The organism is Nocardia vinacea, from assembly GCF_035920345.1.
Classification (GTDB): domain Bacteria; phylum Actinomycetota; class Actinomycetes; order Mycobacteriales; family Mycobacteriaceae; genus Nocardia; species Nocardia vinacea_A.
Window position 1 is genome coordinate 10248880 of sequence record NZ_CP109149.1, and the last position, 19399, is coordinate 10268278.

At 65.3% G+C, this 19399-nt stretch carries 24 protein-coding genes; 13 read left to right on the top strand and 11 right to left on the bottom strand.

Going from position 1 to position 19399, the window contains the following annotated elements; all coding sequences use genetic code 11:
• Positions 1–39 precede the first annotated feature (39 nt).
• The 3 genes from rpmI (at position 40) to OIE68_RS46365 (ending at position 1583) form a co-directional block, all read left to right on the top strand.
• Positions 40–234 carry a 50S ribosomal protein L35 gene (rpmI, locus tag OIE68_RS46355; protein ID WP_040689021.1) on the top strand — a complete coding sequence of 65 codons (195 nt, stop codon included), beginning with the start codon at positions 40–42 and terminating at the stop codon, positions 232–234.
• A gap of 132 nt (positions 235–366) precedes the next feature.
• Complete coding sequence (rplT, locus tag OIE68_RS46360) at positions 367–747, top strand: 50S ribosomal protein L20 (RefSeq protein WP_040689024.1); 381 nt, start codon at positions 367–369, stop codon at positions 745–747.
• An 11-nt stretch (positions 748–758) separates the two neighbouring features.
• Complete coding sequence (locus OIE68_RS46365) at positions 759–1583, top strand: RNA methyltransferase (protein ID WP_327097217.1); 825 nt, start codon at positions 759–761, stop codon at positions 1581–1583.
• 136 nt (positions 1584–1719) lie between these two features.
• Here OIE68_RS46365 and OIE68_RS46370 read toward each other — a convergent pair whose 3' ends face one another.
• The 5 genes from OIE68_RS46370 to OIE68_RS46390 all read right to left on the bottom strand — a co-directional run bounded on the left by OIE68_RS46370 (position 1720) and on the right by OIE68_RS46390 (position 4020).
• A complete protein-coding gene (locus tag OIE68_RS46370; protein WP_327097218.1) occupies positions 1720–2250 on the bottom strand; it encodes a hypothetical protein in 531 nt (176 codons plus the stop codon).
• Positions 2251–2396: 146 nt separating this feature from the next.
• Positions 2397–2525 (bottom strand): hypothetical protein, encoded by a 129-nt coding sequence (locus OIE68_RS46375; protein WP_327097219.1) that lies wholly within the window; start codon positions 2523–2525, stop codon positions 2397–2399.
• A complete protein-coding gene (locus tag OIE68_RS46380; RefSeq protein ID WP_327097220.1) occupies positions 2522–2836 on the bottom strand; it encodes a hypothetical protein in 315 nt (104 codons plus the stop codon). Before OIE68_RS46380 ends, OIE68_RS46375 begins: the two co-directional genes overlap by 4 nt.
• Entirely contained in the window at positions 2833–3147 is a 315-nt protein-coding gene (locus OIE68_RS46385) for a hypothetical protein (RefSeq protein ID WP_327097221.1), read from the bottom strand. Before OIE68_RS46385 ends, OIE68_RS46380 begins: the two co-directional genes overlap by 4 nt.
• Positions 3148–3876: 729 nt before the next feature.
• Positions 3877–4020, bottom strand: a complete 144-nt coding sequence (locus OIE68_RS46390) for a hypothetical protein (RefSeq protein WP_327096467.1) — start codon at positions 4018–4020, stop codon at positions 3877–3879.
• A 316-nt stretch (positions 4021–4336) separates the two neighbouring features.
• On the opposite strand from OIE68_RS46390, the gene OIE68_RS46395 reads away from it, so the two are divergent.
• From OIE68_RS46395 to OIE68_RS46410, 4 genes are all read left to right on the top strand, one after another.
• Entirely contained in the window at positions 4337–5188 is an 852-nt protein-coding gene (locus tag OIE68_RS46395) for a helix-turn-helix transcriptional regulator (RefSeq protein ID WP_327102044.1), read from the top strand.
• Positions 5185–5391 carry a DUF397 domain-containing protein gene (locus OIE68_RS46400; protein ID WP_327097222.1) on the top strand — a complete coding sequence of 69 codons (207 nt, stop codon included), beginning with the start codon at positions 5185–5187 and terminating at the stop codon, positions 5389–5391. Before OIE68_RS46395 ends, OIE68_RS46400 begins: the two co-directional genes overlap by 4 nt.
• A gap of 348 nt (positions 5392–5739) precedes the next feature.
• On the top strand, positions 5740–6285 hold the full coding sequence (locus OIE68_RS46405) for a DUF3558 domain-containing protein (protein WP_327097223.1): 546 nt from the start codon (positions 5740–5742) through the stop codon (positions 6283–6285).
• Positions 6286–6341: 56 nt separating this feature from the next.
• Positions 6342–6863, top strand: a complete 522-nt coding sequence (locus tag OIE68_RS46410) for a hypothetical protein (protein WP_327097224.1) — start codon at positions 6342–6344, stop codon at positions 6861–6863.
• Positions 6864–7327: 464 nt separating this feature from the next.
• On the opposite strand, the gene OIE68_RS47380 is transcribed toward OIE68_RS46410, so the two are convergent.
• The 3 genes from OIE68_RS47380 to OIE68_RS46420 all read right to left on the bottom strand — a co-directional run bounded on the left by OIE68_RS47380 (position 7328) and on the right by OIE68_RS46420 (position 10291).
• The gene (locus OIE68_RS47380) at positions 7328–7624 is read right to left on the bottom strand and encodes a DUF6980 family protein (RefSeq protein WP_419150657.1); all 297 of its coding nucleotides are present in this window, start codon (positions 7622–7624) and stop codon (positions 7328–7330) included.
• 2 nt (positions 7625–7626) lie between these two features.
• Positions 7627–8565 (bottom strand): colicin E3/pyocin S6 family cytotoxin, encoded by a 939-nt coding sequence (locus OIE68_RS46415; RefSeq protein ID WP_327097225.1) that lies wholly within the window; start codon positions 8563–8565, stop codon positions 7627–7629.
• A gap of 208 nt (positions 8566–8773) precedes the next feature.
• On the bottom strand, positions 8774–10291 hold the full coding sequence (locus OIE68_RS46420) for an MFS transporter (protein ID WP_327097226.1): 1518 nt from the start codon (positions 10289–10291) through the stop codon (positions 8774–8776).
• Positions 10292–10383: 92 nt separating this feature from the next.
• On the opposite strand from OIE68_RS46420, the gene OIE68_RS46425 reads away from it, so the two are divergent.
• Positions 10384–10974, top strand: a complete 591-nt coding sequence (locus OIE68_RS46425; protein WP_327097227.1) for a TetR/AcrR family transcriptional regulator — start codon at positions 10384–10386, stop codon at positions 10972–10974.
• A gap of 152 nt (positions 10975–11126) precedes the next feature.
• On the opposite strand, the gene OIE68_RS46430 is transcribed toward OIE68_RS46425, so the two are convergent.
• Complete coding sequence (locus tag OIE68_RS46430; RefSeq protein ID WP_327097228.1) at positions 11127–11519, bottom strand: rhodanese-like domain-containing protein; 393 nt, start codon at positions 11517–11519, stop codon at positions 11127–11129.
• Between the two features lie 76 nt (positions 11520–11595).
• Positions 11596–12120 carry a cysteine dioxygenase family protein gene (locus tag OIE68_RS46435; RefSeq protein WP_327097229.1) on the bottom strand — a complete coding sequence of 175 codons (525 nt, stop codon included), beginning with the start codon at positions 12118–12120 and terminating at the stop codon, positions 11596–11598.
• A 16-nt stretch (positions 12121–12136) separates the two neighbouring features.
• On the opposite strand from OIE68_RS46435, the gene OIE68_RS46440 reads away from it, so the two are divergent.
• On the top strand, positions 12137–12319 hold the full coding sequence (locus tag OIE68_RS46440) for a hypothetical protein (protein WP_327097230.1): 183 nt from the start codon (positions 12137–12139) through the stop codon (positions 12317–12319).
• A gap of 64 nt (positions 12320–12383) precedes the next feature.
• Here the strand turns inward: OIE68_RS46440 and OIE68_RS46445 are convergent, their stop codons facing one another.
• Complete coding sequence (locus OIE68_RS46445; RefSeq protein WP_327097231.1) at positions 12384–12965, bottom strand: helix-turn-helix domain-containing protein; 582 nt, start codon at positions 12963–12965, stop codon at positions 12384–12386.
• Positions 12966–13060: 95 nt separating this feature from the next.
• Here OIE68_RS46445 and OIE68_RS46450 point away from each other — a divergent pair, with 95 nt between their 5' ends.
• The 4 genes from OIE68_RS46450 to pheT all read left to right on the top strand — a co-directional run bounded on the left by OIE68_RS46450 (position 13061) and on the right by pheT (position 19285).
• Positions 13061–14485, top strand: coding sequence for an MFS transporter (locus OIE68_RS46450; RefSeq protein ID WP_327097232.1), 1425 nt, complete (start codon positions 13061–13063; stop codon positions 14483–14485).
• Positions 14486–15112: 627 nt separating this feature from the next.
• Positions 15113–15505 (top strand): hypothetical protein, encoded by a 393-nt coding sequence (locus OIE68_RS46455; protein ID WP_327097233.1) that lies wholly within the window; start codon positions 15113–15115, stop codon positions 15503–15505.
• 170 nt (positions 15506–15675) lie between these two features.
• Positions 15676–16734 (top strand): phenylalanine--tRNA ligase subunit alpha, encoded by a 1059-nt coding sequence (gene pheS, locus OIE68_RS46460; RefSeq protein WP_327097234.1) that lies wholly within the window; start codon positions 15676–15678, stop codon positions 16732–16734.
• A 46-nt stretch (positions 16735–16780) separates the two neighbouring features.
• The gene (pheT, locus tag OIE68_RS46465; protein WP_327097235.1) at positions 16781–19285 is read left to right on the top strand and encodes a phenylalanine--tRNA ligase subunit beta; all 2505 of its coding nucleotides are present in this window, start codon (positions 16781–16783) and stop codon (positions 19283–19285) included.
• Positions 19286–19399: the final 114 nt, after the last annotated feature.

The following is a 19399-nucleotide window of genomic DNA, read 5'->3' on the forward strand; positions in this document are numbered from 1 at the left end:
CCGACGCGGACCACCGGTACGAGACAGATAGAGGAATCCATGCCGAAGATGAAGAGCCACAGCGGCGCCTCGAAGCGATTCAAGGTTTCGGGCCGTGGCAAGCTGCTGCGTCAGCAGGCGAACCGTCGCCACCTGCTCGAGCACAAGTCCACCCGCCGGACTCGTCGTCTGGACGGCACGGAGGCCGTCGCGTCTGTTGACGTCCCTCGCGTCAAGCGCCTCCTGGGTCTCTGAGACCGCCGGCGACCACTGATAGATAGGTCGCTCGAATAGGCCAGCCCCGCGCGACCGGGATTCCGGACGCCGACCACCGACAAACATCCGGGCGCCACGCACGCGCCCCCTAGATCGACAAAGGACTGACCCATGGCACGCGTCAAGAGGGCCGTCAACGCTCAGAAGAAGCGCCGTTCCGTTCTCGAGGCTTCCAAGGGCTACCGCGGCCAGCGCTCGCGGCTGTACCGCAAGGCCAAGGAACAGCAGCTGCACTCGCTCACCTACGCCTACCGGGACCGCCGGGCGCGCAAGGGTGACTTCCGCAAGCTGTGGATCGCCCGCATCAACGCCGCGGCGCGCCTCAACGACATCACCTACAACCGCTTCATCCAGGGCCTGAAGGCCGCCGGTGTCGAGGTGGACCGCAAGATCCTGGCCGAGCTCGCCGTCTCCGACGCCGAGGCGTTCGCCGGTCTGGTCGCCGTCGCCAAGGCCGCTCTCCCGCAGGACGTCAACGCACCGGCCGCCTGATCCGCACCTGCGTGACGACACAGCATTCGGAACGACCCGTAGATGCGCTCTCCGAGCACAATCCGCGGGTCGTTTCCGCTGTCAAGCTCCAGCGCGCCGCGCAGCGCCGCAAGACCGGGCAGTTTCTGGCCGAGGGCGCGAATTCCGTTGCGGCGGCGCTGGAAGCCGGTCGGGTGCGCGAGCTGTTCTACTCGATGCACGCCGCGGTTCGGGAGAATCAGCTGATCGCCGGGGCCGCCGCCGCGGGCGTGCGCACCACGTTGGTGAGTGAGCGCGCCGCCGAACACCTCGGTGAAACCGTGACCGCGCCGGGGCTTGTCGCGGTGTGCGACCTGATCGATGTGCCGCTGGCGGACGTACTGGCCGAACGGCCGACACTGCTCGCCGTGCCAGTCGAGATCGCCGAGCCCGGCAATGCGGGCACTCTCATTCGAGTCGCCGATGCGGTGGGCGCGAATGGCGTTGTGCTGGCAGGGGATGCGGTCGATCCGCACAACGGCAAATGCGTCCGCGCGAGTGCGGGCAGTCTGTTCCATGTGCCGATCGCGCGGCATCGCGATATCGGCGAGGTGCTCGATGCCGTTGCGGCAGCGGGCATTACGGTTTTGGCGACCGCAGCTAAGGGGGAGGTCGATTTGGACGAGGCTGACGAATTGTTAGCCGGTCCGGTGGCGTGGCTGTTCGGTAATGAGGCGCACGGTCTGGATCCGTCGGTCGCCATCCGGGCCGACCACCGAGTGCGCATCCCGATCCACGGCCGCGCCGAGAGTCTCAACCTCGCCGCCGCGGCAGCTATCTGCCTGTACGCCAGCGCTCGGGTCCAGCACACGAAATAGGTCGGGCGCGAACCCACAGCGGAACGCTCCGGCCGGGGCTCGTACTCAGCGTGCCTGTACTTCCTCCCCTCGACTCGGCGATACACACAGCGGTTGGGCGAACCATCACACGGGGCCCAACCGAAGTCAGCGACGGTCACCAGATATCGGTCCATACGGGCCGTTTGGGAATGTCGAACAATGCGGAATTCTTGTGGACCACAACGGCAACCGAGGAGCCGACGCTCAGCCGCTCGGCCAGTGCTCGCGCTTTGACCTCGCGGAATTGAGGGTAGAGGTACTGCTTCTGCACGCGGGCATCCGCACCCGAGTCCGGGTGCGGGAACTGGACTGCGACCCGCACCCGCCACAAATCGAAGTTGAGCGTGCCCGAACGGTACTTGTATCGCAGATCCGACTCGACCACCAGCGCGGACATCGCGATCCCGGCCCGCCGCAGGTAATTCCGGCGCAGCCGCCATGCGGCGGCTAGCACGAGCATCCACGCACCTATGCCCAGCAGTACGCTCACCGGAAGAAACAGCGCCATGGCGACTTGCGAACCGGTCCACCGGGCTATCGCGGCACCCAGGTTCAGCGCGCCCGCCATGAAGGCCACCGCGGCTACCGCGACACCCAGCGTCCACACCAGCGACATCGGGCCGATCATTTTCCGAGACCGCCCCATACCAACTCCTCGAGCAACCGGCAGTAAGCCACCGAATCGAAGAAGTACCACACTACGGCGTAGGCCGCGTTGGCGCGCGTGGCTTTCATGCGCTCGTCCGATCCGGCAACTGCCATATAGAAGCTAAAACCCCTTGTGGGTCTTCGCTATTCACTTCCGCGCCACTTCTGATTGGGCTTACGCTGGGACACCTGCACCGGCCAGCACACAGCCCACACCAACACCGCCAACGGCACACCAGCCGCCAGCACCAGCCCGGCCGTGCTCCAACTCATCGTCCTCGCCTCCCCGACGAGAACGCGGTCCATCGAGCGAAAGACATTCGCGGAGCAACAGTTTCGACATCCGCAACACACATCACCGCATGCAACATCAGCACATCCATGTGCAGCGGCGACGGCATGATCACCGCATCCACATCCGCACCCCGAACCTGGTCGACCAGCGGCACCAGCGTGATGTCCGGCGGCCACACCAGCGCGTAGCCGAGCCGCCGCGCCAGCCGCCGCACCTGCGCCGCATCCCATTCCGGCATTCCGGTGACCACCGGGTCTATCCAACCCAGCGCGGTCGGACGCGGCCTCATCGCTGCCTTGCATCGCGGGGTGCGGCCGTCTGTGTGAGCCGTGCGGCGAGCGCCGCGGCATCCGCACCGGGGTCGGTCAGCCCATCCAGTACATCCAGCAAGGTCTGCATGTCGGGGCCGGGCGCCGCCGGTAGCTTGGGATCAACGAAATAGCGACAGTCCAGCCGCTCGGCGTGACAACGAGTCTCGATCACGCGCTCCGGCCCATTGGTCCGTTCGAGGCGGACGGCTTTCGGCCTTCTCTCGTAAGCATCGGCGGATGTGGATCGCCACGGCGTGTACTGCTGGCAGACGTCCATGTCCGGGCTCATTCCGTGCTGTTCCTCCTGATCGCGTATTGGTAAGCACCGCCGCCGAAGAGCAGTCGCCACCGGCCGGGCGGTTTGGCTGAATGGTCGATATGCCGATGCGAACACGGCATCATCCCGGCGGCGGAGCTGCGACGAACCATTGGTATGCCCGTGCCGGGGATGCGGCCCCCGGCTCCGGGACGACTGTGTGGGCACAGGCTGATTCGCCCATTCGCGGGGACCGCGTCCGCGAACCGTTCGACCACATCGGCTGGTGCGCCGCTGTAGACGGCCGGTCGACCGATGAACGGATCCGATTGCGGCAGGGCCGAATCGCGGTCCACCGCTCGAGATCGGCGGCGGTTCGGGTCTTCGGTGGTCACCGGCCATCCTGACCGGTGTTCTCCGCGCCCGGATCGGCGTGGAGTTCCCCACGGCATAGACCAGCCGCACTCCGTAAAGCAGGGTAGTGAGCACGACGATCAGAGCGGGCATTGGACAGCACCCCTCGGTTGTCCGGTTTCGGAGATCTGTTGTCAGGCAGAGGGTCTGGTACAGGTCGGGCAGTCAGCGGGCGAATCGGTGGGGTGCGGATGTCCCGTCTCGATCAGGCGTGTCCAACAGCCGCGCAACATCTCACACGTCCCTACCGTGCAGTCGGCGTGTAGATCGCGGGAGATCTCCCGATGCATCTGCGCCGGTGCCATCGCCTGGCTCGGATACCGGTGGTCGATGGGATCGGCGGCCATATCAGAACCCCTGGTGCGGAACATCGGCCGGGACCAACCGCCCGGCCTCGATCAGCCGTTTCTTTGCCTGCGCCTTGACCGGGCACATCGACGCAGCGCAGTCCAGATGGGCCTGCATCACCGCGTGGGCGTATTCGATTGTCATCACGGGTAATTCGCTGTGGTTCGTTACGGGCAAGCCATGCATACGGAGACTCCGAAACGTGGGTGTGATTGTCTGGAATGCCCGGTAGCCGAGGCCGAAACTGCCTGCGCGACACAGTGATTCACTGAGACGGTGGGTGCATCCCGGCTACCGGGGTGATTTCAGTAGTACGCTCCAAGGCACGCTTTGGAAGATGTCTATCTGCGATTCGCTGAACTTATTCCCGCACTTCCAGAGTGCCTTTCATAACCATTCCAAAATGCACACCAACGACTAGTGAGGCTACGTAATGACCGGTTCGGCTGTACCGCGTCGGATGTTGGGCCGTCAGTTGAAGAGGCTCCGAGAGGAGTCTGGTGTCTCGCCTACAGCAGCGGCCAAGGCCATCGAGGTGTCGCCGCAGACGCTATGGCGGATGGAGTCGGGCCAACGCGGGCCGAAACTGAAGGAGCTGTACATCGGCGTCCTGTGCAAGATGTACGGCGCTACTGAGGAAGAGAGTACGGCGCTGGCCGGCCTCGTCGCGGAGACGAAGAAGCCGGGCTGGTGGCACAGCTACGGCGATGCGGTTCCGGCTCATTTCGACCTGTTCATCGGGTTGGAGGAGTCCGCGAAGCGGATGACGACCTTCCAGCTGACCCTTGTCCCCGGACTGCTGCAGACACCGGATTATCGGCGGGCGCTCGCTTGGATCGAGTTCCCCGGCCATGCTGCGGCGGCCCTGGAGACACTGATCGAGGTCCACAGTCGACGGCAGTCGAGGTTGCGGGACAGTGCACGCGACTTCGAACTTCGGGTGCTCCTCAGTGAGTCGGTGCTACACCATCAGGTGGGCGGTCCAGCCGTGATGGCGGAACAACTCCGGCATCTCGCCGACGTCGGCCGGTGGTCGAACGTGTCGATCCGAGTGCTCCCTCAGCAGGTGGGAAGCCACCGGGGATTGATCACGGGATCGTTTGTGTTGATGGAATTTCCCGCGCATCCGACATCTCGGCTGACCGAGCCTCCCGTGGTGTATGTGCAGGGCTACACGGGGGCTCTCTACTTGGACCAAGAAGCGGAAATCACGCAGTACCGCACTGCGATCGCACAGATCCAGCAGGTAGCGTTGGATGAAGACACGAGCAGGGAACTGCTACTGAAAGTTGCAAGGGAGTACCAAGCGTGAGCATCGACCTGTCCGGCGCAGCATGGTTCAAGAGCAGCAGGTCAGCCAGCCAGGACACATGCGTGGAAATCGCACACCTCGACGGCGGCATGGTCGGGGTACGGGACTCGAAGGACCCTATGGGCCCGGCTCTTGTGTTCAGTCCCGCCGAGTGGGATGCGTTCACGGCGGGTTTGCAGAGCGGGGGGCTTGAGCTGTCCTGAGTGGCGTGTGCATGTGAAATTATAGGAACCCCAGGTGTGCTGGAGTTCTCCCATTCCCGGAGCTCCACGCCCGCGCGTCGATGACGGTAGGTGGACGTGCATCGGGTTCGCCTGCCGCTGGCGACATCCGACGCAATCTCGGCGTCGCATCCCGCGTCATCGTGCTCTGCGTGCGCGGCCCTGTAGACCCCAGTCTGCAGGATCACCAACGGCTTTGTGTGCTGGCGACCTGGCCAGTACGGTCTAGACGAGGTTATCGGGGGGCGGGGAAGCCGGTCCGGCCCCAGGTCTGGGATGGCACCGGTGCGAGAGGACGAGATGGCCAGCTGGAGTGGTTTGGTCCGAGGTGTGGTTCTCGCTGCCGGGCTGATCATGCTGATTTCGGCGTGCAATTCCGGTGGGGAGTCGAATGGCGATACGAACATTGCGTCGACGACACCGACCATCGCGGCGGATGTGCCAGCGGGTTTCGATGCATGTAAAGACCTCCCGCAGGCTCTCATTCAGTCGGAGAAGCTGAAGAACAAGGGGGCTGACACCACTGATAGGCCCGCCGGCTTCAAGTGGCGCGGCTGCATCTGGGTTCAATCCGGTGGCGACGGATACGCCGCCACGATAGACACCACCAACATCACCTTGGCGATGGTGCGAGCCAACAAAGACTTCGCGGTCGATGAGGAGGTCACTGTGGCCGGGCGGGCGGCACTGACGTCCCACGTCACCGGCCAGGATTCGAAGGCGGACTGCGCAATCAACGTCGACCTGAAAGGCGGCAGCCTCGAGATCAGCGTCGGCAATCCGCCTTCGGCCAAACTGACTGCCTCTCAACACTCTTGTGACATCGCTAAGCATCTCGCGGAGGGGATCGTTCCAGCGATACCGGCTACGCTCTAGGTTTGCATCGACCTCCGGTCGATCCAGGCCGGATGCTCTTGGGGAGGACACGAACTGTGAGCGCCGAATCCACGACACCGTCATCTGCGGGCCCACTGGCCAGCGCGATCAAGGACGCTCAGGACGGCAAGCTGACCGTCAGTTTCAGCAACGAAGTGCGCGTCAACGCCGACGAGTTCGTCTACATCGAACGCGACTGCGAAGCCTTCAAAGAAGAGATCCGGTACCTCCAACGAATCGCGGAAAACATCTCGCGCCGTGAGCACTGGGGTCTCGGCGAGACGACGGATGGTATGACCTCGGCCAGCACGCTGGTGGCTCGCTTTCGCGGTAAGGCCAAGATTGTCAATCCAGCCACGGACTCCAGCAACAATGTCCACGACATTCTGGAACAGCACTACCAGATCGTCGACGACATCCAAAACCTTCACCGCACAATCGCCCAGAAATACGTCGGGCAGGATCAAGAATTCGCCGCTCGCTACAACGAATTGAAGGCGAATGTAGAACCCAGCCAGATCGGTACCCCGACCCAACTAAGCGTAATTTCAGCCCCGGCCGTCGGTGCCTCGAAATGAGTGATTCGTATCATCCAAGGTCGTGCTGGCCAGCACGATCAAGGACGCTCTTCCGATTCAGCGTTCCTTCGGGACCGGCACCGCGATGAATGCATTGTGCGGTATCCAAATCAATGTAGTCGGGCGCGGCCTCATCGCTGCCCAGCGTCGTGGGCTGCGGCTGTCAGTGTAAACACACTCGGGTAGCCGACTTGCGGTAGGCCGGAAGTTCGACCTGCACCGTGGATGACGACGTTGTCGATGGGGGCATGGGCGTCAACTGTTCGACGTGATGGTCATCGTGGTGATCGAAATGCGGCCCGGCGGAACCGATCGTCGACTCCGTGCGTCAGCTGCCGCGCCGGACGAACGGCTGAACACGGCGCTTGGTATACCGTGATCTGATTGCGCCACCCGGCTTCCGCGAGCGACACCGCGATTAGCCGCGCGCCAAGCGCTGGCGGAATTATGACGGCAATCCTGTCTCAGGCCCCGGGCCCATCCTCGACCCACCATGCATCAGATCGCATCTCTTCGGGGACCCGTGGATCTTCCGGACCATCAAGTTCTAGAGCGAAGATACGCTCGAACCACTCACTGCGCAGGCTGGAGGGTAACCGTGCGCCACACCATGGACAGCAGTTCATCACAATACGGCTGTCCTGATCAGGAATGGCAATGTAGTATTCCCGAAATTTTGGATCATATCCGATAGGAATCGAATCATCGGCGAGCCAGGCATCCATTCCTTCGCAGGTATGGCGGAGCCGATTGGTTGACAATTTTACCCCACTTGTATCGTTCGTCCGGGAACTGCAGGCTTGTATATCTTACCGGTGATCGGGTCAATAGAACCCAAATGATTTCCCTTGCTGTCGTACGCTTCTATATCGTTGTGGGTGTAATCCCATTCGTAGTACTCGCGCGCCTTGCCATTTTTGCCGTTGGTTCTGGTTCTTCCCCGGTAAGGCTTGAGATCTTTCCAGACCGGAGATTCACCCGGACCTTGCGGGTTCTCCTTACGCTCGTTCGTATCATCCGGTGTGTCGTCAGCGGCAAATACCGTCATACCAATTATGGCGGCGAGGTTGGTGATGGCTTTGTCGAGGTCGACGGCGGGCAGAGCATGGAAGGCGTCGATGGTGCCGGCGGCGCCGGCTGCGAGGCTGGCGAGGCCGATGATTCGGACCATTTGGCTAGCGCGGTAGGAGGTTTGGATCGCGTTGATGGTGAGGGCAACGTCGGCGTCGATGGCGGCGGCTGCGGCGACGGCGGAGGAGCCGAGGCTGAACAGGAACGCGACTCCGGCGGTGATGGCGATCAGGCTGATCGACAGTTCGAGTGCGTTGATCGCGCTGGCGTTGTCGTTGCCGAGGGCGACGGTCGCGTCGTGATAGTCCTTGACCGGTGCCGCCATCTTCTGAGAGGCGGTGGCGACGGTGTCGGCGCCGGTTTTCAGGGTGGTGAAGTGGTCTTGGAGTAGTTGCCGGTTGGTGGGGTCGTCCATGCCGTCGAACAGGGCCGAGATGGCGGCGATGCGGGCGGCGGCGCCGGTGATGGTGTCGTGGTTGGCGAAGGTGTTCCAGGTGGTGTGGGCTTTGTCGAGTTTGGTGTGGTCGCCGTTGGGGAGTTTGCCGAAGGCGGCGAGGACTTTGGCGATGAGTTTGTCCAGGAACTCTTTGAGGCCGCCGTGGTCGGTGAAGCCGATTCCGTTGTCGCCCACCGAGGACGGGAAGCTGACCTTGTACTCGCCGACCTGGCCTACGTCGGGTCGCGGTGGGGCGGGGTTGCTCTTGTTGGCGGTGCCGTAGTTGTAGCCCGGTGGTGTGCCGGTTCACGTCGGTCTCGTCGGCGGGCCAGTCGAGGGTCACCACGACCGGTTTTCTGACCTTCCTTGGGGGCCATGGCGATACGGTATGGGCCGCTCCAACTCACCCGCGCTTGCGGCCCGGCCCCCAGCAGGCGATCGGCACTGCAGCGACCAGGACCACACAGCCCAGTGCGAACGTTGCCTGCGAAATGCCGTGTATGAAGGCGGCCTCGGCGATCTCACGGAGCGGTTGCGCGGCGGGACCCGAACGATCGGCCAGTTCCAGTGTGGCGGCGAAGGATTCGGAGACGGGGCCGCGAGCCGGCTCGGGTAGGTCGGCGAGCGCGGGCTCGATGCGGGAGCGGTAACCGGCGGCGAGCACACTGCCTGCCACCGCGATACCGATCGCGGCACCCAGTTCACGGGCGGCGTCATTGACCGCGGCCGCGACCCCCTGCTTCGCCTTGGGGGTATCGGCCATGATCAGAGCGGTCGGTGGTGCCATACCGAGTCCGATCCCGACGCTTATGATCAACAGCGGCCAGAGGACGTCGAGATATGTTGCTCCACTGTCCAATCGGCTGGCGGCGAACAGACCTCCGGCGAGAATGACCATGGCCACGGATAGCACTACTCGCGACCCGATCCGATCGGCCAGCCAGGGCGCCACCGCCGAAATCGCAGCGATCGGAACGACCATCGGCCCCATCGCCGAGGCCGCCAGCAGCGCGCTATAGCCCAGCACCAACTGCAGATACTGCACCAACAGCAGGAAGATGCCGAAAATCGCGAAAAACTCGATGGTGATAGACGCGGCGCCGGAACCGAATCCGCGCAGTGCGAGCAGCCGGATATCGAGCAGTGGATGCTCCGCCCGCAATTCGACCAGCACGAATGCCGCCAGCGCCACCGCGGCGCCCGCGAACAGGCCGAGCACACCGACATCGAGCCAGCCTCGCAGCGGTGCCTCGATGGTGCCGACCACGGCCAGTCCGAGCCCCACTGCGACACAAACAGATCCGATCGGATCCAGCGGTGGCCGGTCCACTTCCCGCGACTCCGGCAGGGCGAACGCGAGCACCAGCAGGACCGCTCCGACGCCCGCCAATGTGGCGAAAATCGAGTGCCACGACCACCATCGCAGCAATAGCCCGGACCCGACGATGCCGACCGCACCGGCAGCGCCCGCGACACCCGCCCAGATGCCGACCGCGCGACCGGTGCCCGATGACGGGAAGCTGCCGGTCAGGATCGATAGTGTCGAGGGCATGATCAAGGCTGCGCCCAGCCCCGCGCTCGCGCGTGCCGCGATCAGGACGATCGGGTCCGCCACGAGCAGCGGCAGCGCCGAAGCAACACTGAACACAAGCAAGCCGACGATCAATGCCCGGCGCCGCCCGTACCGATCCCCGAGTGCACCCGCGGGCAGCACCAGACACGCCAGCACCAGGGTGTAACCGTCGACGATCCAGGTCAATTGCGTCTGACTGGCGCCGATATCGACCGCGATACCCGGCAGAGCCGTGTACAGCGCCGCCATGGACGCGACGACCAGCGCGACGGCCAGGCAGGACACCGTCAGCATCCACCACAGTGATCGGGATGATCGCGGTGATTCCAGTATCTCCACCGTGTCCATTCGCACCTCCTAACGGAAAAACGATACTATTGGTATCGCTGCGCTACTATCAGTAGCATACGGTAAGGGCGTTGCGGTAGAATGTGCCTGCCATGCCCGACCAGCCACTCGAAGATCCACGAAAGATACGCTCCCGCAACCGATTACTGGATGCGGCGGCCGAATTGCTACTGTCCGGCGGCATCGAGGCTGTGACCATCGATGCCGTGACGCGCGCCTCGAAGGTCGCCCGCACGACCCTCTATCGCCACTTCGACAGCAGCACCCAATTACTCGCCGCGACCTTCGAGCGACTATTGATGCCGCCCGCCGCCACACCCACTGAGGGCACGCTGCGCACCCGGCTCATCGAATTGCTACACCAGCAGGCCACTTTCATCGATGAGGTGCCGTTGCAGCTCACCATGCTGGCCTGGCTGGCGCTGAGCTCCGCGGCCGCGAACCAGGACTCGGCGGTGGCCGCCCTGCGTCAGCATTTCCTCGAACAACACCGTGCACCATTCGACGAGATCCTCGGAGACCCCGATTTCGCGGCGCAGCTCGGCAACCTCGACCTCGACCTCGCGCCGCTGCAACTCGTCGGGCCGATCCTGACCGCCAAACTCGTCGACCTCAAACGGATCGAATACAGCGATTGCGTTCGCATCGTCGACGACTTCCTGACAGCCAGACAGGCGTCGTGATAGCTGTCGTAGCCATCGGAGATTGTGATGGGTTGGCGTGCAGGGATATTCGAGCACGGCTGGATCGCGCGCCCGGTCGCGGCCGACTTCGATCAGCCCAGTCCCATCGTTGGCTGGAAACCCTTTGGCGCCGCAAGTTCGGTGGGGCCGGTTCAGGGGACGGCCGGTGTGCCGCCCGGGACTACTGGCAGTCCGGCCGCGTGCCAGGCGCGGAAGCCGCCGATGAGGTCGGTTGCTCGGTGCAGGCCGAGTTCGAGTGCGTCCGCGGCGGCGAGGCTCGAGGCGTAACCCTCATTGCAGACCAGTACCACTGGAGTGTTCTCGGTGAGACCGGGCAGCCGATGTGTGCCGGTCGGGTCGAGTCGCCATTCCAGCACTATTCGTTCCACCACGACCGAGCCCGGGATTTCGCCCTCGGCGAGCCGGTTGGCGTGCGGGCGGATATCGACCACCAACGCGCCGTCGGCCAGTAGTGCCGCCGCCTGCTCCGGGTCGACGCGATTCAGTTTGACCCGCGCCCGGTCGAGCCTGTCCTCGGCGCTCATGACTGCGCCTCGCCAGCGCTCGGCTCCGTCATGACCACCATGGCGGCTGTGTTGAACGTTCGTTCGTTGCGCTCGCTCATGCGCCCACGAAATCGGTGAGCGCACGGTACTCGCGGACCGGTCGCAGCGGCGGGGAATACGCGTGTACCGAGGCGGCCGGGCGGGTGCTGTGATTGCGCAGCCGATGCGCCCGATCCGGTCCGAATGCGACCGTTTCACCGGCCTGCCATTGCGCCGTGCGGACCGGGCCATCCGGATGACGGTATTCCTCGCCGAGTTCGCCGATGGACACCGTGAACGAGCCGGAGGCGCCGCCGTGATCGTGCGGTTCGGTGCCTTGTCCCGGTGCCCACGACAGCAGCCACACCTCGACGCCCATGGTCAGCGCCAGCCGGGTCCACCAACGTTGCTGCGTATCGAACCGCACGATGTCCAGTAGCGGTGTCGCCATGGCATCGGCGACCGACCTGGTCAATTCCCGCAATTCCGTGGGCGACCACAGCGTCCGCTCCGGACACACGGCCTCGCGTATCAGCGGTATATCGACCGCGGGATGAATATCGTTGGTGTGCTTGAGATTCACCGGCAGTGATGTGGTCAAGCGAGATACTCCTGACATGGTCGTGGGGGACAAATCGACTGCGCTGCCAACAACCGCGACGAAGCGGTCTCGCGCATTGTCCGGCACCACGACGCCGTTGCCATCGGTCTCGATCACCATGAGCAAAACCCGCGTGCGCACCGGCATCGCCGAGGCGGGCGCACCCGACTGGCGGAAGCGGTGTGGGGTGCGGCAGTAGAGGCATCTGATGACCGCCACCGCCCGGGCTGTCGCCCTCGAACGCGCCCTTTGTATCCGACGCGCTAATCGCCCTCGGCGCGCAGGTTTTCGAGCAGTTCGAAGGCCCAGCGGACCTCCACCGCGTCGGGGCCGGCCACACCCATGGCGGTCATAACGGTCAGCAGCATGCCGGTGCTGAGGAATCTGCGGATATCCATGACGGATGCGCCGGTGAGTTCCTCGACCAATCGGCAGATGCCGCCGAAGCGGGCGCGGACTTCCGGACCGATGGCCGGATCGGAGGAGGCGGCGAAGGAGTGCAACAGGACCAGGAGTAGTTCGCGTTGGTTGAGGAATGTCTGGTAGCCGTTGCCGAGGGCGCGAATCTTCTCCTCCGGGCTGGACTCCGGCGTGATGCTCTCGGCTGCGGCCGCGCGGAACGTCTCCTCGATGCGATCGCAGACCTGGTGCGTCGCGGCAAGGAACAGTTGCTGTTTGGTCCCGAAGAGTCGGATCACATACGGCTGCGAAACCCCCGCCAGTCGCGCGATCTCATCGGTTTTCGTTGCGGCATAACCCGATTCGGCGAATGCGGTGACGGCCGCGCGCAATACTTCCGCGCTGCGTTCGGTCGCTGTCATCCGGGTTCGGGCTGAACTCGCCATCGTGCTCCACTTCGTTGTCGGCCTGTTGACATGTTATCAGTCGATGCATACTGTTCGGGCAGTTAGTTATCAGTCGATTACAACAAAGGCTGGACATGTCCGAGACACTCGAAACCGCCGCACCACCGGCCCTCGAAGAACAACGCATGAGCGGACGTCGATTCGCCACGGTGTTGGCCGCCGTCGGCATCCCGATGTTCATGGTCACGCTGGACAACCTGGTGGTGACCAACGCGCTGCCGGTGATCCGCACCGAACTCGGCGCATCGCTGGCCGATCTGCAATGGTTCGTCAACGCCTACACGCTGTCGTTCGCATCCTTGCTGCTCACGGCCACCTCGATCGGCGACCGGCTCGGCCGCCGCCGGGTCTTCCTGTCCGGTATCGCGCTGTTCACCCTGGCCTCGGCCGCCTGCGCGCTGGCCACCGAACCGTGGATGCTGATCGCCGCGAGGGCCGTTCAAGGCTTCGGGGCCGCCGCCGTCATGCCGTTGTCGCTGACCTTGCTGTCATCGGCCGTGCCAGAGAAGACGCGTAGCGCCGCCATCGGCATCTGGGGCGGCATCTCCGGACTCGGCGTCGCACTCGGCCCGCTGATCGGCGGTGCGGTGGTCGAGGGTCTGAGCTGGCAGTGGATCTTCTGGATCAATGTGCCGATCGGTGTGCTGGTGCTGCCGTTCGCGGCGCGGGCGCTGAGCGAATCGCACGGGCGGGTCAAGCGGCTGGATCCGTTGGGGCTGTTGCTGTCCGCGGGCGGCGTGCTTTCGGTGGTGTGGGGCGTGATCCACGGCGCTGACGACGGCTGGACCTCGACCGAAGTGCTGTCCACGCTCATCGGCGGAGCGGTGCTGCTCGGCTTGTTGGTCGTCTGGGAGCTGCGTACACCCGATCCGATGTTGCCGCTGCGGCTGTTTCGCTCCCGTGCCTTCCGGGTGAGTAATGCGACAGGCTTCACCTTCTCGGTCGGCGTTTTCGGTTCGATCTTCCTGCTGGCGCAGTACTTTCAGGTCGTCCAGGGCTACGGCCCCCTGCAGTCCGGTATCCGGACCATGCCGTGGACGATGGCGCCGATGGTGGTCGCTCCGCTCGCCGGTCTGATCGTGGACCGCGTCGGCGCGCGGACGCTGCTGACGGCTGGTCAGATATTGCTGGCGGTGGCGCTGGGCTGGATGGCGGCCGTCACGTCGGTCGATGCGAGCTACGGTGCCTTCGTCGGACCGTTCCTGCTCGGTGGCATCGGCATGGGGCTGACGTTCGCGCCCGGCTCCACGGTCGTGATGGCCAGCGCGAGGGCGGAAGATCGGGCGATGGCATCGGGCACCAACAGCACCATCCGTGAGGTGGGCGTCGCAATGGGTGTCGCGGTGCTGGCCTCGGTCTTCGCCTCACACGGCTCCTACACGGACCCGCAGAGTTTCGTCGACGGTCTGATTCCCGCAGTGTGGGTCGGCGCCGCGATCGTGGCGGTGGGCGCAGTGCTTACCCGGCTCCTGCCCAGCCGCGTCACCGCCGTGGACTGATCGTCGCGGCACTGATCGGTAAGCCGTGCGCCCGTTCCGCGTTCAGTGCGTGGGTCGGGTGCACGCTGTGTTCTGGTGTGGACGCCGTGGCAGGTGCGCGTCGCTTCTGGGTTGGAGTGATGTGGTGGGTGCGGCGCTTTTCCTGCTGCTGCCCAGCCGTGTTGCCGCCGTGGGCTGATTGTCGCGGCGCTGATCGGCAGTTGTGCGCCCGTTCCACGTTCAGCGCGTGGGTAGGGTGCACTGCTGTGTTCTGGTGTGGCCGCCGTCGCAGGGTGCGCGCCGCTTCTGGGTCGGATCGATGTGGTGGTCGCGCCTTCCCGGCAGCTGCCCAGCCGAATCGATGCCGGCGCGGATCATCCGCTGATCGGGACCCCGCCCCGGGCCGATCGCGTGGCCGGGCGCACTTCCGTGGTGCCGTCATTGCGGTGCGCATTCTGCGTGATCATCCGCGTGCACTGATCGGCTGCGTAGCCTTCGGCGGTCCCGCTCGGATGGCACTTCCGTCATCGCGGTACACGCGCAGCTGCCAGGCTGCGATCGCTGTGGTCCATCGAGTACGAGTGGTGTGCGGACCTATTGTGCCCGGTGACCTGCGGTGATCGCGGTTGCCATCGGTAGACTCGCGGCGTGGCAGGCCCAGACGGTGACGAGGTGCGTGGGCGCGTGCCCGTGGCGTTGCGGGTGGCGGGCGGCGTGGTCGCATTGGAAGGCGCTGGGTTGGTGGCCATGGCGGCGACGGTCGGCAACGGTTCGAGCATTGATATTCCGATCGTCTGGTTCGCGCCGTTAGGGCTCGTGGTCTTCGTCGCCGGTGCCGCGCTGTTTGCCGGCCGGAAGTGGGGTCTGTGGCAGGCGATCGCGATCATCATTCAATTACCCCTGCTCCTGGCGGCGTTCGGGTTGCTCTTCTCGTCTGATGACAGGGTCTATGGGGTCGCGCTCGGCGTGGTCGCGGGTGCCGTAGTCGGCCTGCTGTTCGTCCCGTCCACTCGGCGCTGGCTCGGGCCGTTCTGGTTCTGATGGAGTCGCTGTGGCCTGCGCGAAACCGCGCTGACACGCCCCCAGCAAGCGACACAGCGGTAATCCGGATGAATCGGCCCTCACGCATCGAATACGATTCGACCAGCAGCAATGTGGGTAGGCAATTACGCGGACCCGCGAACCGATCCCCAGGGGAGAGACGAACGATCGTGGCCGACGACAACGATGGAGTCGAGAACGCAACGCTGAGCGAGGAGGCATTGGCTGCCGCCGCGGCGGAGGCCGAGAAGGCGTTTGCTGCGGCCGCCGATCTCGATGCGCTCGCGGTCGCCAAGACCGAGCATCTCGGCGGTAAGGCGCCGCTGGCCTTGGCACAGCGCGCGCTGGGCAGCCTGCCGAAGTCGGAGAAGGCGGACGCGGGCAAGCGCGTGAACGTCGCGCGGGCGCGGGTATCGGAGGCTTTCGAATCACGCCGCACGGTCCTGCTCGCTGAGCGCGACGCGGCCGTACTGGTCGCCGAGACGATCGATGTGACGCTGCCCGCGCGCCGGGACGCCATCGGGGCACGGCATCCGATCACGGTTATCTCCGAGCAGATCGCCGATGTCTTCGTCGCGATGGGATGGGAGGTCGCCGAGGGACCCGAGGTCGAGACCGAGCACTTCAACTTCGACGCGCTGAATTTCCTGCCCGACCATCCGGCCCGCACGATGCAGGACACCTTCCATATCGCGCCCGAGGGTTCGCGACAGGTGCTGCGCACGCACACCTCGCCGGTCCAGGTGCGTTCGCTGCTCGAGCGCGAACTGCCGATCTATGTGGTGTGCCCCGGTCGGACCTTCCGCACCGATGAGCTCGACGCCACCCACACCCCGGTCTTCTCCCAGGTGGAGGGACTGGCGGTGGACAAGGGACTGACCATGGCGCATCTGCGCGGCACCTTGGACGCGTTCGCGCGCGCCCTGTTCGGGCCGGATACCCGGACGCGCATGCGCCCCAACTACTTTCCGTTCACCGAGCCCTCGGCCGAGGTCGACGTGTGGTTCCCGGACAAGAAGGGCGGCGCGGGCTGGGTCGAATGGGGTGGCTGCGGCATGGTGAACCCGAAGGTGCTGATCGCCAGCGGGATCGATCCCGAGGTGTACAGCGGGTTCGCGTTCGGCATGGGGCTGGAGCGGACGCTGCAGTTCCGCAACGGCATCCCGGACATGCGGGACATCGTGGAGGGCGACGTGCGTTTCACGCTGCCCTTCGGCATCCGGTCCTGAGCTTGTCGATTCCAACGAACCTTCGATCGAGAGAGCGAAACGTCAAGTGCGAGTAGCGCAGTCCTGGCTGACCGAAGTCCTGCGGCGGACCACCCCCGACTGGTCGGTGACGCCGGAGGAGCTCGATGCCGGATTCGTCCGCGTCGGGCTGGAGGTCGAAGAGGTCGACAAGCTCCAGCGGGTGAACGGTGATATCGATAAGCCGCTGGTGGTCGGTCGCGTCGCCGAGATCACCGAACTGACCGAGTTCAAGAAGCCGATCCGGTTCTGCAAGGTGGACGTGGGCAACCCGGATCTGCAGGAGATTGTCTGCGGCGCAACGAACTTCGCCGTCGGCGATCTGGTGGTCGTGGTGCTGCCGGGCGGGGTGCTGCCCGGCGGATTCCAGATCTCCTCGCGCAAGACCTACGGGCATGTGTCCAACGGCATGATCTGCTCGGTCGCCGAACTCGGTATCGGCAAGGATCATTCGGGGATTCTGGTGCTCGAGCCGGGTACCGCCGAACCGGGCACCGACGCCAATGAGCTGCTCGGACTCGACGATACGGTCATCGAGCTGAACATCACGCCCGATCGCGGGTACTGCTTCTCGACCCGCGGTCTGGCGCGCGAGCTGGCGTGCGGATTCGATCTCGAATACGCGGATCCGGCGGTGCGGACACTACCCGATGACGAGCAGGACGCGTGGTCGGTCCGGCTCGAGCCGGAGTCCAAGTGCACCCGTTTCGCGGTGCGCCGGGTCACCGGTATCGACCCGAATGCGGTGAGCCCCTGGTGGTTACAGCGTCGGCTGCTGCTGTCGGGTGTGCGCCCGATTTCACCCGCGGTCGATGTCACCAACTATGTGATGCTCGAGCTCGGCCAGCCGCTGCACGCCTTCGACGCGGCCAAGCTCAACGGCGGTCTCGTCGTGCGCACGGCCGAGAAGGGCGAGACGCTGCGCACGCTGGACGAGGTCGAGCGGGTGCTCGATGCCGAGGATGTGGTGATCGCCGACGATTCCGGCGTGGTCTCCCTCGCGGGCGTAATGGGCGGTGCGACAACGGAAGTCGGCGCGGAGTCGACCGATATCGTGCTCGAGGCCGCCACCTGGAATCCGCTGCTGGTCTACCGGACCGCACGCAGGCACAAGCTGGTCTCCGAGGCGGGTAAGCGCTACGAGCGGGTCGTGGATCCGGAGATCAATGTCACCGCGCTCGATCGCGCCGCCACGCTGCTGGCCGAAATCGCCGGTGGCACTGTGGAATCCGCGCTCACCGATGTTCGGGTGCCGGTGCCCGCCGCGCCGCCGATCCGGATCGATATCGATCTCGCCGACCGGGTAGCCGGCGTGGTGTATTCGACCGGAACCTCTGCGCGTCGGCTCGCGCAGATCGGCTGCACGGTCGAGGTGGGCGTCGACGAGGCCACCGGGCATGGGCAGCTCGTTGTCACGCCGCCGAGCTGGCGGCCCGACCTGGCCCAGCCCGCCGACCTCGTCGAAGAGGTGCTGCGGCTGGAGGGGCTGGAGCAGATTCCGTCCGTCATTCCGACCGCACCGGCCGGGCGTGGGCTGACCGCCACGCAGCGCCGCCGTCGCGCGGTGAGTCGGGCGCTGGCCTTCGCCGGATGCGTCGAGGTGCTGCCGCCGCTGTTCCTCGCCGCCGGGATTTTCGACATCTGGGGTCTGGACGCCGACGATCCGCGCCGCAACACCACGCGGGTGCTGAACCCGCTCGATGTGGAGCGCGCGGAACTGGCGACCACGCTGCTGCCGGGACTGCTGGAAGTGGCCGCGCGCAATATCTCTCGTGGCGCGCGGGATCTCGCGATCTTCGGGATCGCGCAGGTGGTGCTGCCCGGTCCGAATGTGCGCGCGGTGGAGGCGCTGCCGGTGGATCGTCGTCCGACCGATGCGCAGATCGAGGAACTGCTCGATTCGCTGCCCGCGCAGCCGGTACACATCGGCGCGGTGCTGACCGGTCGCCGGGAACCGCGCGGGCCGTGGGGTGCCGGGCGTCCGGCGGAGGCTGCCGATGCCTTCGCGCTTGCCGATGCCGTCGGCGATGCGGCGGGCGTGACGATCGAGCGTCGTCCGGCGGCCTACCTGCCGTGGCATCCGGGGCGGTGCGCCGAGCTGGTGGTCGATGGCAAGGTCATCGGGCACGCCGGTGAATTGCATCCGGCCGTTCTGGAGCGGGCGGGCTTGCCGCCGCGCACCTGCGCCGTCGAGCTCGATCTCGATGCTCTGCCGCTGCGCGAATCTCGGCCGGTCCCAGTGGTTTCCCCGTTCCCGGCGGTGCTGCAGGACGTTTCGGTGAGTGTGCCGAAGACCGTGCCCGCCGCCTCGGTGGAGTCCGCGCTGCGCACCGGCGGCGGTGCGTTGCTGGAGGATATCGCGCTGTTCGATGTGTACGAGGGCGCGCAGGCGGGCGAGGGCCGCAAGTCGCTCACCTACGCACTGCGGTTCCGTGCAACCGACCGCACCCTCACCGAGGACGAGGCAAGTGCGGCTCGCGACTCGGCCGTCGCCGCGGCCACCGACGCGGTCGGTGCGGTACTGCGCGGGTAGCCGGGCTTGATGTCGGCTCCGGGCGGTATTCCGTCCGGAGCTGATTTGCGTTGTGGCGCAGGTCATCACCGCATGGGCACGCCGCCGCAAGGCCTGGCAGTGCTCGCGACTCGC